Below are 12722 nucleotides of genomic sequence, written 5' to 3'. Positions count from 1 at the left end.
GCTACTGAGGGACAAGCTACTGAGGGACAAGCTGCACGCTCGGGCAGTGGCAGGGATCCTTACGCCTGGTCGTCTCGGCACACGCTCTCCCGGTGCAATTTTTCCGGCCTACCCTTCCGGCCTACTCTTCCGGCTTGCGTGCCCGGCTTGGCTGTACGCGCATGGGCTCGCCAGGCATCTTGGGGAATTCCGGCGGGAAGGGCATTTCCCCCTGACCGTTTTTGACGTCGCGCTCCCACCACTTCAGTAGAACATCGATGTCACCGGGGTGATCGTGCATGGACGCCCAGGGGTCGCCCACCTTCGCCAGGCGGTCCGGGACCGTCTTAATGGTGTACTTCGCGGGATCGGCATTCTCCAGTTCGTCCCAGGTCAACGGGCAGGACACCTGGGCCGTGGGGACGGCACGTGGGCTGTACGCCCCGGCAATGGTGCGATCCCTGTTGGCCTGGTTGAAGTCCACGAAAATCCTCGTACCGCGCTCCTCTTTCCACCAGGCAGTGGTGACCTTCTCCGGCATGCGGCGCTCCAACTCACGTCCAGCAGCGATCACGGCATGGCGGACATCCAGGAATTCATGCTTCGGATGGATGGGCGCGTACACGTGCAGACCACGGTTTCCGGAGGTCTTGATGAAAGCCGTCAGTCCGGCTTCTTCCAGAACGGTGCGTAGTTCCAGAGCCGCCGGGATAGCGTCGTCGAAGTCCGTGCCGGGTTGGGGATCCAGATCGATCCTGAGCTGATCCGGATTGTCAGGATCGTTGGCCCGGGACGCCCAGGGGTGGAACACCACAGTATTCATTTGCGCGGCCCACACTGCAGCCGCCGGCTCGTCGATCACCAACTGGGGATGCGAACGCGCGCTGGGGTACGTCACCGTCACGGAACGGACATACTCCGGGGCACCCTTGGGGGGATTCTTGGAAAAGAACATATCGCCCTCGATGTTGCCCGAGTAACGCTGGAGGCTGATGGGCCGGTTCCCGTTAGCCAAGACGAAAGCCTCGCCGACGTCGATGAGGTATGTGGCAAGGTCCAGTTTGGTCAGACCGGCCTCAGGCCACATCACCCTGCTTGGACTGGAGATCCTGACCTCGCGCGGGCCCTCGGGACCAGGGACAGTAACGGTGGTTGCTTCGCTCGCCATGGCCACAAGCTACCCCGTTTGTGCCCTGCGCGTCTGCACCTGAGTGCGTTTTGTCGGGATGGGACATGATGGTTGCATGCCAAATACTGAAACGTCCTTGAGCGTCGCTGTGGGAGAAACCGAAGTCTCTGCCCTTCACATCCGGCCCACGCAGGCGTTCGCCACCCTGGTAGTGGCGCACGGCGCGGGAGCAGGAATGGAACATCCGTTCCTGCAGGGTTTCGCTGAGGCGATGGGCGAGGAAGGGGTGGCGACGTTGCGCTTCAACTTTCCCTACCGTGAGGCCGGCCGGCGTTTTCCGGATCGCCCTCCTCTAGCCATCGCTACATGGCGGGCTGTGATGGACAAAGCGGCTGAGCTCGGCCAAGGACAGCCCCTCTGGGCGGCCGGTAAATCGTTCGGTGGACGCATGGCATCCATGGCTGTGGCTGACGGGATGCCCGCAGGGGGTCTGGTGTACCTCGGCTACCCTCTCCACGCCCCCGGAAAGCCTGAAAAGCTTAGGGACGAACACCTCTACGGCGTCACGGTGCCGATGCTTTTCCTCCAAGGCACCCGCGATACGTTCGCGACGCCGGAACTACTGGAGCAGGTAGTAGAAAAAATCGGCCCGACGGCGACACTTCAGTGGGTCGACGGCGGCGACCATTCGTTTGCGGTCAAGGGTATGAAGCGTGGCGCGGCCGAGGTGGGGGCGTCCTTGGCGCCGGCAGTTGCTGCCTTCCTGCGGACAAACGCTTAAACCTGCTTCGGAAGGGGCTCGTGGCGAAGGAAGGACCGGCGGAAACGCCCCGTTCCTGCTGTGAGGGCGCGGAGTTCAATGGCGTATCGCAGGAGCTCCTGGTCCGGGACCTCGGCGCTGATTTCGGTTCCCTCTCCGTCTGCGGCGGTGGTGCCGGTGACCCTGCCCCGGCGTCCGGACAGATCACTCATCACCGCACCCACGTAGTCATCCGGAACGCTGATGACAACGGAGGATACGGGTTCCAGCAACTGGATTTTGGCAGCTGCCGCAGCTTCCCGTAGCGCCAGCGCACCGGCAGCCTGGAAAGCTGCGTCGGACGAGTCAACGCTGTGCGTTTTTCCGCCCACCAGCGTCACCTTGATGTCCACCACGGGGAATCCCGCTGACACACCCTTAAGCATTTGCGAGCGGACGCCCTTTTCCACTGACGCGACAAACGTAGCGGGGATTGCACCGCCAACGATTTTGTCAGCGAATTCAAAGCCCCCGCCGCGGGCCAGGGGCTCCACCTCGATGTCGCAAATGGCGAACTGCCCGTGGCCACCTGATTGCTTTACATGCCGCCCGTGTCCGGCGGCCTTGCTGGCAAAGGTTTCCCTGAGTGGAGTGATCACGTCCACGGTCTGGAGTTTAACGCCTTGACCACGCAGCCTGTCCAGGACCACCTCTGCGTGGGCCTCCCCCATGCACCACAGGATCAGCTGGTGCGTGTCCTGGTTGCGTTCCAATCGCAGCGTCGGATCGGCGGCCGCCACCTTCCCGATGCTTTTGGCAAGCGCGTCCTCATCACTGCGTGAGGCCCCTTCAATAGCTACAGGCATCAAAGGCTCGGGCATGTTCCAGGTCTCGATTAGCAGCGGTGCCTCACGGCTGGAGACAGTGTCCCCTGTTTCGGCGCTGGCCAGCTTGCTGATGGCGCAGATGTCGCCGGCAATGCACTGTGGAACCGCTTTGAGGCTCGAACCCACAGGCGAGTAGAGATGCGTGATGCGTTCGTCGGCGTCGTGGTCCTCATGGCCCCTGTCTGCCAGGCCCCGTCCGCCGATGTGGATTGACGAATCCTCCCTCAGAGTCCCCGAAAAGACCCTGACCAAACACACCCGGCCGAGGAACGGATCTACAGTGGTCCTTACTACTTCAGCGGCGAGGCGCCCGGCGGGGTTGCATTCCAGAGGCTTCAACGAAGAACCGTCGAGTTTCATCACCGCGGGGGTGATGCGCTCCAAGGGCGATGGCAAAGCATCGGTCAACAGGGCCATGAGTTCCGGGAGGCCAAGACCGGTTTCGGCCGACGTCGGCATGACGGGAAAGAAACTGCCCCGCGCGACAGCCGTTTCAAGGTCGGCGATCAGGTCCACGAGCGGCAGTTCTTCGCCGCCAAGGTACCGGTCCATGAGGGTTTCGTCTTCGCTCTCAGCGATGATTCCTTCGATCAAAGGTCCCCTGGCTGCTTCCACGTCCGCGGTGGGCATCAGATCCTGGCCCCCAGTGCCGTGAAGAGTGCCGTGGAGGACTCCGATGAGTCCGGCGTGGCCCGCAGTCGGGAGATACAGCGGGAGGACCGACTCACCGAACGCTTCCTGGCAACGCACGACGGCGGCACTGAAGTCGGCGCGCGGATGGTCCAGTTTGCTGACTACCACCGCACGCGGCATCCGGATCTTCTCGCACTCGCCCCACAACGCCACAGTGGTACCGTCAATGCCATCAACAGCCGAAACAACAAAAAGGGCCGCGTCGGCGGCCCTCAAACCTGCGCGAAGTTCGCCGGTGAAGTCGGTGTAGCCGGGTGTGTCGACCAGATTGACCTTGATGTCGTCGACCATAATCGGGGCTACGGATAACGTGACTGACCGTTGCTGATGAATCGCTGAGGGGTCGGAGTCACTGACGGTGGTTCCTTCGCTGATGGAGCCCATCCTGGTGATGGCTCCAGTTGCCGCCAGCAACGCCTCCACCAGTGTCGTCTTGCCCGCACCCGAATGCCCCACAAGGGCCACGTTCCGGACTTTCGCTGGATCACTCGCCGCCAAGACAGTGCCGTTGTCGCCTCGCCTGGTATCCGGGGTGCCGGCTCCGGGACCCTTGGTTGTTTCGCGCGTGCCCTTCGCGGACATGGGCACCTCCTGGTGTTGAATCCCGGCACGGAGTCCGAACACCTCCAGTTCGAACCTTATAGAGGATTGGACACCCTAAGCGCCCACAGGGCAAGGCCTGCCAGCAACCAAAGCCGAACAACCGCCGTCGGGCTTCCCACTACGGTCAACCACCGGCTAAACGGTGAGCATACCCCACAGCATCCAGGCGGACGCGAGGGAGCATCCGGTGATCACCACCGTGAACCCGGTCAACCAGACGAACGCCGGGACTCCAGTGGTGCGGCCCAGGATGAAGGCGTCCGATTTCGCCAGCCGGTCGCGGCGGCGGGTGTGCACACCGGCAAGTTTGAACAGGTCCCTGACGCCGCCTACGGAAAGGGCAATGCCGAGAGCCAGGACAACGTAGTTGACGGTTGTGGGTGTGGCGAACAGGATCAGGAGTTGGGCAATCGCGGCGCTCAACACAGCTACGAGGATCCCGGTGAGGTTCCTCAGGAAGATCAGCGAGACCAGCAGGATCAAGGCCCCGATGGACATGGCGGCGCCGGAGCGGCCGGCGGCGAAGGCGGCAATCAGGCACAAACCAACCACGGCGGGTGCAGGGTAGCCCCAGAATCCAGACCACGCTGCCCCGAAAGCGCTCCGGCCGCTGCTGACAAGGCGGCCCGAATGGTCCAGTCCGATCCGGAGCCCATGGACAAAGCGGCCCGTCATGAGCGCGGCGTAGGCATGGCCCAGCTCGTGGACAAAGGTGACGTAAAGGCCGAACCAACGCCAGGTGACACGCGGGATGCTCAGAACGACGGCGCACGCGAGTATGACCAGCAGGGCTGGCAAGGGCACCGCTGTGGTGTGGGTATCGGTGAAGCCGCGGACCACGGCGTCCCACCAGGTTTGAAGGAGGTTCACTCACAGCACCGTCGACTGAAGACGGGAATGCAGTCCGGCGATGAGGATCTCCAGGCCGAACTCGAAGGCGGCCTCGCCTCGCTCGTCCGCAGGTCCGGCTTGGGCCAAGGCATTGGTGAGGGCGGGGTACCCCTGTGCGGGTGGTGCCCAGACGACGTCCGGTGCCGCCAAGTCCAAAGCGAAGCCCAGGGCGAAGCTGTCAATGGTGGAAATTGCGGACATCACGTCCCGGCCCCGGAACCCTGCGGCTTCGAGGGCCACAGCCAGGTTCTCGTAGAGGGCCATGACCTGGGCATCTTGCACCGTCTGGAGTACCAGCAGCGGCGCGAGTTTTGGATGGCGGGCGAAGGCATCACGATAGCTCCGGACGATGGCGCGAAGCGAAGCCTCCCAATCCTGCTCATCCTCCAGGACGTACGGGCTTTCCGCGATGATCCGGCCCCGCATGAGCTCAAGGATCTCCTCCCGGCCGCTGACGTGGTTGTAGATGGAGGACTGGCTGACCCCGATCCGTTTGGCCAGTTTCGGCAGGCTGAAGTCCCCTGCCTCATCCACCAGCTCCAAGGCAGCGGTGACGAGGGCGTCGATGGATATCAGCGGGACCAGCGGGCGTGCCATACGTGTGTCTCCATTCAAGGTTGTTGTTACGACTCTAGCCAGAACTTTGCGTCGAAGTATTGTGCCGCCGGTCACAAAGACCTACCATAAACGAAAGCCTTTCGCTTTATGTCTGGCTCACCTTTGAATCTTCCCTCCCCAAACACCCAGAGGATCCCCATGTCCGACCTCGAAACCCGACCTCCGGCAGCAGATGCCGGCAACGGGCTCAAAAGAAATGCCATAGGCACCGGCGGTATTGCCTTCCTGGTGATCTCCGCAGCGGCTCCCCTGACAGTGATGGCCGGCGTTGCCCCTCTCGCCATTGGCGTCGGGGGCATAGGCGCCCCCATGGGCTACATCATTGCCGGAGCAGTCCTGCTGGTTTTCGCGATCTCCTTCATGGCCATGACCAAGCACGTCAAAGCAGCCGGTGGTTTCTACACCTACATCACCTTGGCCATGGGCAAGACGGTAGGGCTGGCCTCAGCCATCCTGGCGATCGTTTCCTACAACTGCCTACAAATCGGCGTGTACGGGTTGTTCGCCGTCCAAACCCAAGGCATGCTTCGCGCCCTCTTCGGCCTGGATGTTCCCTGGCCCGTAGTTGCACTGGGGCCATCGCGGCGGTCTGGTTCCTCGGCTATCGCGGGATCGACGTCGGCGCCAAGGTACTCGGCGTCCTGCTCATCGCCGAAACCGCGATCCTGGCCATCATGGGCTTCGGAATCCTGGCACGCGGCGGCGCCCAAGGCATCAGCTTCTCCTCCTTCTCCCCTGAAAACGCCTTCACTCCAGGTGTTCTTGCCATCCTGGCCATCTGCTTTGCTGCCTTCATGGGCTTCGAGTCCACCGTGCTGTACCGGCGCGAGGCCCGGAATCCGGACAAGTCCGTACCCAGGGCAACCTACATCGCGGTGGGTTTTATGTCCGTGTTCTACGCCTTCATTGTGTGGACCGTTATCCAGGCCTACGGCGATGGAAACGTGGTTGTTGCTGCCGGCGAGCTAGCCGACGGCATGTTCTTTGCCACCATCAACCAGTACGTGGGCCCTTGGGCCGAAGTAGTCATGTATGTGCTGATTGTGACCAGCGTTTATGCCTCCCAGCTTGCGTTCCACAACGCCATCAACCGCTACGTGTACATGCTCGCCAATGACGGCGTGCTCCCCGCGTTCCTCGGCAGGACCCACCCCAAGTACAAGTCCCCGCACCGTGCCGGTCAGATGCAGACCATCCTGGCCGCCGTCGTCATTATCGTCTGCGCCATCGCCGGTGCCGACCCGTACAAGCAACTGCTGATCTGGGTCAACACGCCGGGTATCTTCGGGATTGTGGCTCTGCAGGGACTGGTGTCCGTCGCAGCGTTCATCTACCTGCGACGAAACCGAGCCGCAGCCACCAACCGCATACTCATTCCTTTGAGCGTGGCCTCGGCCGTCCTACTGTTCGGTGTTGTGGCGTTGATAGCCATCAACATCGAGCTCCTCACCTTCGCCGACGCCCTGACCAACACCATCCTGCTGATGGTCGCCCCCGCTGTTTTCCTTGCAGGCCTGCTGATTGCCCGCAGACTGCGCACCACCCGCCCCCACGTCTTCGCCCGGATCGGAAGCTTCGAAACCCATGACTCCTGACCTCATCATCCTTGCCGACACCATTCACACCATGGACGAGCTACACCCTGGCCAGCCAGTCCAGGCCGTTGCCATCAGCGACGGGTTGATTGCCGCCGTCGGTAGTCGCCAGGATGCCGGCCAGTGGCAGCAAACGGACACCCAAGTGGTGGACCTTGGCAACGCGACACTCACGCCGGGATTGGTGGATTGCCATATTCACCCGGTGTTCGGCTTGGACCTGACGGTAGGCGCTGACCTCAACGGTGCCGCGACCCTAAAAGACGTCCTCACCGTATTGCGGGCAGAAGCAGGACACGACGGCGGCTGGTTGCGTGGATGGGGACTGAACCCGAACGCTTTCGGCTCAGTACAGCTGCACCGAAGTGTGCTGGACAGGGTTTCAGGCGAGCAGCCCGCGTTCATCCGCTTGTTCGACGGACATTCAGCGCTGGCAAACAGCCGAGCCCTGGAACTGGCCGGAATCCATGGCAGCTATGACTTCGACCAGGCCTCTGAGGTGGTCTGCGACGCAGACGGTGTGCCCACCGGATTATTGCTCGAAGCCGCTGCGATGGAGTTGGTCCAGCGCCATATCCCGCAAGAGTCTTTCGCCCAGCGCAAAGCGCGGCTAGGCGAGCTCTTGAGAGACTTCGCCCGTTCGGGGCTGACCGGCGGTCACATCATGGACCACAGCGCTGAATCTGCCGAGCTCTTCCACGCGTTGGAGGCCGATGGTGATCTCCCACTGAGGCTCCGGGCCGCGCCGTGGTGCATGCCGGGCAGCGGCGAGGGCAGCTGGAAGGAGTTGGCCCGCAGTATCGGTACAGGCGGACGCCGCTGGTCCATTGAAGCCATAAAGCTGTTCGTCGATGGGACCGTGGACAACGGGACGGCCTGGCTCTATGAACCTGATGTTCAAGGACAGTCCACTGCGCCGTTCTGGCCGCGTCCCGAAGAATACTCCGCGGCCGTCCGCTATTTTGCTTCCCGCGGTATTCCGACTGCCACGCACGCAATCGGAGATGCCGGGGTTGATCACGTGTTGGAGGCCATCGAATCCCTGCGCCATGTGGTCCCTGGTGATGTTCTGCGCAGAACTGTTCACAGGATTGAGCACATAGAAACTGTGCCGGATGAGCTGGTGGAGCGTTTCCGTGGTGCAGGAGTAGTGGCGAGCATGCAGCCGACCCATTGCACCCATTACTCCATGGCCGATCACAGCGACAATTGGTCCACGCGCCTTGGCACTGAGCGGGCGGGCAGGGCCTGGCGCTGCAGGGACCTTCGTGATGCCGGGGTGACGCTGGGCATCGGCTCTGACTGGCCGATCGCACCCTTCGAGCCGCTCCCGATCATCGCGGACGCCCAACTGCGCCGGCGATCGGGACATCCGGACCAGCAACCCATCGCACCATCCCAAGCCCTCACCGCGATTCAGGCGTTGGAGGGATGCACCTCCCACGCGGCCAAAGCTGCAGGGCTGTGGGACGTATCGGGATCCATTACGGTGGGCAAGCGGGCAGACTTCACGGCCTTTGAACTCGATCCACTGACCACTGCCCCGGATGAATTTGCGGCAAGCAGCGTTCTGGGAACGTTCGTGGACGGCGAGATTCAGTTCATGCTGGAGCGGCTCGCTTAGCGTTTCCTGGAGCGTGCTCCGGAGGCCCCCGACGGAGGCTCCCGGAGCACGCGTTGGGCTACATCCTGTTCTTCGTCTTAGCCGTAGCCGGCGCAGTCCACGGGTCTTCGGGCCAGGGATGCCTGGGGTAGCGCCCACGCATCTCGGCCCGAACCTGGGAGTAAGGACCGGACCAGAACGACGCGAGATCGTCCGTGACGGCCAACGGCCTTCCTGCCGGGGATAGCAGGTGAAACAAGACTGGAACCCTGCCATCCACGAGGCGCGGCGTGCTGTCCCAACCGAAACATTCCTGAAGCTTGACCGCCACCACCGGACGGCCGCCGTCGTGATCCGCACCATCGTGATTCGCTCCGCCGCGATGCGTACTGTCCGGAACTTCGGGATAGTCGATCCGGATGCGCGAACCACTTGGCACCATCAGACGCTCCGGCACGAGGTCGTCGAGCCGAGCGGCCTCCGGCCATGGGAGCAGGCGCCTGAGGGGGTCAACAAGGTTTATGGCGCTGACGGGTGTCCCGGTTGCCATCGATTCCATCTCCGGGCCCAGCCACTCATCAAGTGTGGATAGCAGGGCAGCCTCACGGACGTCAGGCCACGGACTCCCGATTTCACGGTGCACCATGGCAAGGCGCCGGCGTAGGGAATCAGCTGCCGTTGACCAGCCGATCATGGACAATCCCGACTTTTCCAACGCTCTGGACACTGCGTGCCGCCCCGATTCCGCGCTGGGGCGAACGGGGGTGGAGGACAACACGATGGCACCCAGACTGCGTTCCAGCCTGGCCATCACCCGACCTTGATCGAACTTTGCCTGCACTTTCTCCGTAAGAAGGCCCGGCGCAGCTTCTACGGCCAGTTCGGCTGACAATGGCGCGGCAGAACGGACCACGGCGCCGGTTCCGGCGGCATCGCGCCCCTGGGCGCGTGACACCTCGGCCACAGCAAGCCAATCATGCCCGGACAGTGAACTCCCCGAGGGAAGCCCGGCCCGCGTCCCGGACGACAGCAAGTACGTGGTGGACCCATCACCGGGTACGCGCCTGGCTATGCGGTCCGGGAAAGCCAGCGCCACCACAAAGCCGGGTGCTTCCCTTGCCGTGACATCGGCGGCCGGTTGGGGAGACCCGACCCCGGCAGCCCCGTCCCCTGACCGCATTTCCTTCTCTGCCAACGACTGCATCCGCCTGACGTCCTCGGCGAAACGACGGGAGCCGGGGTCTGATCCCGAACGCAGTGCAGTAAGCAGCTTTGTTAGGTCGGCAGCGGGTGCTCTGTGGTCACCTGCCACGAGTGCCACCGTCTCAGCGGCCGTGCGGCGCCCCACCACCGCGGCCCCGTCCAACAAGGCGCGGGCAAGCCGGGGGTCCGCAGGGATGCGGGCCAAAGTCTTACCCATGGCGGTGACCGTTCCGTCCTGTCCTACGGCGCCTAGTTCACGCAGAACCTCCACGGCGTCGGTCATGGCGACGGCAGGCGCCGCGTCCGGGAGCTTCAACCCCGAACCGCCCGGCGCACCCCAGCACGCAAGAATCAGAGCCGCGCCGGTGAGGTCTGCAACAGAGATTTCAGGGGTCTGATGTGCCGGAGCTGCGCCATAGGCCTGTTGGTCGTAGCAGCGAACCACCGTTCCTGGGCCCTGTCGCGCTGCACGGCCGGCCCGCTGATCGGCCGAGGCACGGGAACAGGAAACGGTCACGAGTCCGGACATGCCGCGGCCGGCATCCCGGCGCGGTTCCCGTGAAAGCCCCGAGTCAATGACCAAACGCACGCCGGGCACCGTGAGGGAGGATTCCGCCAAGGATGTAGACACGATGATCCGCGGTGATCCGCCAGGTCCTCGGCCAGATACCGCCCGGTCCTGGGCTTCCGGACCGATCTGGCCATGCAACTCGAGAACTTCCACGCTGTGGGGCAGCTGCATGCGAAGACGGGTGGCGACGTCGGAAACTTCCCGGGCTCCCGGGAGGAAAACCAGGGCGTCCGCCGCGGGATTCCGGCTCAGGGCAGCCGAGTAGGCAGCCGCTGCTGTGTTGGCCACATGATCGAGGAAACTCCGGGACACTCCCCTGGTATCCAGACGATGCTCCCGGGCCGGAACCCACTGGACTTCCAGCGGGTACAGCGCCGAAGGGCAGTCGACCACCGGAGCCGGCACACCGCCGTCGGGGTCCCCGCCCGCTCCCAATAGTGCTGCAAAGCGCGGTGCGTCGAGAGTTGCCGACATCGCCACCAGGGTCAGGTCACCGCGCAGCTCCCCGACCTCCGCGAGCATACCCGCCAGGAGATCCGTTTCCAGGCCGCGTTCGTGGACTTCGTCCAGGACCACGGCGTGCACGTCCTCAAGTCCGGGGTCAGCCAGAAGCCGCCGCAGGAGAATGCCCGGCGTGACGAATTCCACCACGGTGTCTTTGCTGACCTTGCTTTCACCCCGGACTGTGTAGCCCACTCTGTCACCGAGGCGGCTTCCGTCCAACGAGGCCAGGCGGCGTGCGGCTGAGCGGGCTGCCACACGGCGCGGTTGGGTCACGACAACGCGTGGCTGGCCAGGGTTCTGTTCGGACACGAGATTGGCGAGCAACGGCGGGACCAGGGTGGTTTTACCTGTGCCCGGAGGTGCCTGAACCACGGCGATGCCTCCAACCATTACCGCTCCCCCAAACGCCGCCTTTCGCCCACGGAGAGCGCCGGCGTCGGCCTGGATTGTCAGGGCCGCCGTGAGGTCAGCGAGGGACTTAGCAAAAGCCAGCCCCGTGCCGATGGTGTCCAGTCTGAAAGTCACCAGACCATTGTCCCTGCTGCGGGAACAGGAAAGGCCATGCCCGTCAAGGGGCATGGCCTTTCTCATGGTGCGGCGCCTCTATGGTGCGGCACCTTTATGGTGCAGCGACTCTAGCCGATAGTGGAGGCGTCAATGACAAAGCGGTAGCGGACGTCCGAGGCAAGGACGCGCTCGTAAGCGTCGTTGATCTTGCTGGCCGGGATGACCTCGATCTCTGCGCCGAGGCCGTGCTCCGCGCAGAAGTTCAGCATTTCCTGAGTTTCGCGGATACCACCGATTGCGGAACCGGCAAAGCGTCGACGACCCGTGATCAGCGAGAAAACGTTGACGGGCAGGGGTTCGGCCGGTGCGCCAACGTTGACCAACGTGCCGTCGAGAGTCAGCAACTGCAGGTACGCGCTGATGTCGATGGAGGCGCTCACGGTGTTGATGATGAGGTCGAAGGTGCCCGCAAGTTCCTCGAACGTGGAGGGATCGCTGGTGGCGTAGTAGTGGTCGGCGCCGAGCTTCAAGCCGTCTTCCATCTTCTTCAGCGACTGCGAAAGCACGGTGACCTCAGCACCCATGGCGTCGGCAATCTTCACTGCCATGTGGCCGAGTCCACCTAGACCCACCACGGCAACCTTCTTACCGGGGCCGGCACCCCAGTGGTGCAGGGGCGAGTAGGTGGTGATGCCGGCGCACAACAGCGGAGCGGCGACGTCAAGGTCCAGACCTTCCGGAATGGTGACCACGAAGTCTTCATTCACCACGACGTTGCTGGAGTAGCCGCCCTGGGTGATGGTGCCGTCACGGTCAACAGCACCGTAGGTGCCCACATTGCCCTTGAGGCAATACTGTTCCTCTCCTGCCAGGCAGTTCTTGCACTCCTTGCAGGAGTTCACCATGCAGCCGACGCCAACACGGTCGCCCACCTTGTGCTTGGTGACGTCCGAGCCGACCGCGGTGACAATTCCGGCGATTTCGTGACCAGGGGCCAGAGGGTACTGCTGCGGGCCCCAGTCACCGCGGACCGTGTGGATGTCAGAGTGGCAGATACCCGCAAACTTGATGTCGATGTGGACGTCGTTGGGGCCGACCTCGCGACGTTCAATGGTGGTCAGGGTCAGGTCGCCCGTGGCCGAGGGGGCAGCGTAAGCGTTAGCGGTAGGCATGTTTCTCCTGCGTGGTTCACTTTGTTGG

The 12722-nt window shown here is 63.3% G+C and carries 8 protein-coding genes and 1 pseudogene; 3 read left to right on the top strand and 6 right to left on the bottom strand.

All coding sequences use genetic code 11. The annotated features are described in order from the left end of the window. Positions 1-121: 121 nt before the first annotated feature. On the bottom strand, positions 122-1147 hold the full coding sequence (gene ligD / locus ACZ5J0_RS09375; protein ID WP_142939285.1) for a non-homologous end-joining DNA ligase: 1026 nt from the start codon (positions 1145-1147) through the stop codon (positions 122-124). Between the two features lie 76 nt (positions 1148-1223). Here ligD and ACZ5J0_RS09370 point away from each other — a divergent pair, with 76 nt between their 5' ends. Then, on the top strand, positions 1224-1889 hold the full coding sequence (locus ACZ5J0_RS09370; RefSeq protein WP_142939286.1) for an alpha/beta hydrolase family protein: 666 nt from the start codon (positions 1224-1226) through the stop codon (positions 1887-1889). Here the strand turns inward: ACZ5J0_RS09370 and ACZ5J0_RS09365 are convergent. From ACZ5J0_RS09365 to ACZ5J0_RS09355, 3 genes are all read right to left on the bottom strand, one after another. Then, positions 1886-4009, bottom strand: coding sequence for an elongation factor G-like protein EF-G2 (locus ACZ5J0_RS09365; protein WP_464094652.1), 2124 nt, complete (start codon positions 4007-4009; stop codon positions 1886-1888). The genes ACZ5J0_RS09370 and ACZ5J0_RS09365 overlap by 4 nt on opposite strands. A 156-nt stretch (positions 4010-4165) precedes the next feature. Further along, positions 4166-4900, bottom strand: a complete 735-nt coding sequence (locus tag ACZ5J0_RS09360; protein WP_464094651.1) for a M50 family metallopeptidase — start codon at positions 4898-4900, stop codon at positions 4166-4168. After that, positions 4901-5518 (bottom strand): TetR/AcrR family transcriptional regulator C-terminal domain-containing protein, encoded by a 618-nt coding sequence (locus tag ACZ5J0_RS09355; protein ID WP_166840827.1) that lies wholly within the window; start codon positions 5516-5518, stop codon positions 4901-4903. 159 nt (positions 5519-5677) lie between these two features. Between ACZ5J0_RS09355 and ACZ5J0_RS09350 the strand changes: the two are divergent. Together ACZ5J0_RS09350 and ACZ5J0_RS09345 are read left to right on the top strand one after the other, a co-directional pair. Beyond that, positions 5678-7134, top strand: a pseudogene (locus ACZ5J0_RS09350) (APC family permease). Next, a complete protein-coding gene (locus tag ACZ5J0_RS09345; RefSeq protein ID WP_464094650.1) occupies positions 7124-8758 on the top strand; it encodes an amidohydrolase in 1635 nt (544 codons plus the stop codon). Before ACZ5J0_RS09350 ends, ACZ5J0_RS09345 begins: the two are co-directional and overlap by 11 nt. 58 nt (positions 8759-8816) lie before the next feature. Here ACZ5J0_RS09345 and hrpB read toward each other — a convergent pair whose 3' ends face one another. Both hrpB and ACZ5J0_RS09335 read right to left on the bottom strand, forming a co-directional pair. Next, positions 8817-11594 carry an ATP-dependent helicase HrpB gene (gene hrpB / locus ACZ5J0_RS09340; protein WP_464094713.1) on the bottom strand — a complete coding sequence of 926 codons (2778 nt, stop codon included), beginning with the start codon at positions 11592-11594 and terminating at the stop codon, positions 8817-8819. Between the two features lie 56 nt (positions 11595-11650). Continuing rightward, positions 11651-12694 carry an NAD(P)-dependent alcohol dehydrogenase gene (locus ACZ5J0_RS09335; RefSeq protein ID WP_166840833.1) on the bottom strand — a complete coding sequence of 348 codons (1044 nt, stop codon included), beginning with the start codon at positions 12692-12694 and terminating at the stop codon, positions 11651-11653. Between the last annotated feature and the right edge of the window lie 28 nt (positions 12695-12722).

The organism is Arthrobacter sp. DualSoilB13, assembly GCF_055389195.1.
Note: the sequence above shows the minus strand (reverse complement) of the source record. Positions and strands in the feature narration are given on the sequence as shown.